Annotated in this window: 1 pseudogene; it reads left to right on the forward strand. The window is 81.6% G+C overall.

Annotated features, from left to right (window positions below):
- Positions 1 to 1,206, forward strand: a pseudogene (locus TR46_RS44155) (hypothetical protein); the annotation flags it as partial.

Here is a 1,206-nt window from a genome sequence, read left to right on the forward strand (position 1 = left end):
CCCCCCCGGCCGGCCCCCCCCCAGCCCCCCGCCGCAGCCACATCCCCAATCCCAGCCCTGGCCGGCCCCGGACGCCGAAGCCACCGCCTTCCTCCCCCCGGTCCAGCCGACGCCTCCGGATTGGGAGCACCAACCGAACCACCCCCCGCTGCCGCAACCCGCCGCCCCGGACTGGCAGCCCCACCCCGGCCACCCGCCGCAGGCGCACCCCGGCGCCGCCGAGTGGCAGCAGCCCGGCGTCCCTGCACAGCCGCAGCCCGCCGCCCCGGACTGGCAGCACCATCCCGGCACCCTTGCGCAGCCCCACCTCGCCAGCAGGGCTCCGCAGCCCGAGCCCGGCCGCCCGCCGCAGGCGCAACCCGCCGCCACGTGGCAGCAGCCCGGCAATGCCGCCCCGCAGCAGCCGCAGTCCGGCATCCCGCCGCAGGCGCACGCGCAGCCCTGGGCTGCCGCCCCGGACGTCGAGGCGACCGCATTCCTCCCCCCGGTGCCGGCGCAGCCGCACCCCGGGGGCCCGGGGTGGCAGCAGCCGCTGCACCCCGGCGGCGACGCCGAGGCGACTGCCTTCCTCCCGCCGGTGCCGGCCGACCCGGCGGCGCCGTACCCGGCCCCCGTGGCGACCGCCGCGGCCCCCGCGGCCCCCGCGCCCGAGTACTTCGACGCCCTCGGCGGCCAGCCGCAGACCGCCCACACGCTCGCCTACGGCGCACCGACCTCCCTCCGGGAGACCTTCGCGGCGGCGCAGCCCACCGGCCCGGCGGGCGACCTCGCCCCGCCTCCCCCGCAACCGCTGGAGGCCCAGCCCGGCGGCTCCCTGCGCGAGGCCTTCGCCGCCGCGCAGCCGACCGGCCCGACCGCCCCCGAGACCGCGCCCGGCGCCCAGGGCCCGGCCGCCCGGACCCCGGCTCCCGCAGCCCCCCGCAGGGGCTCGCCGATCATCGACCCGGGCATCCAGCCCGCCGCCGCGACCCTGGCCATCGCCGCGCTGCTGGCGCTGGCCGCCCTCCTGGGCCGTCCCGCCCTGGTCGTCCCGACGCTGCTGCTGCAGGCCGTGACCGCCGCCGGGTGGTTCCGGCTGAACGGGATGTGGCCCGCCCGGCAGGGCATCGCCCTGGCCGCGCTCGGCGGCTTCACCGCCGACGCCGCGATGCTCGCCGCCTCCGGCGGCACCGCGACGGCCGTGCTGGCGGGCCCCCTCCGCGGGGT

The organism is Streptacidiphilus carbonis (assembly GCF_000787775.1).
Lineage (GTDB): Bacteria > Actinomycetota > Actinomycetes > Streptomycetales > Streptomycetaceae > Streptacidiphilus > Streptacidiphilus carbonis.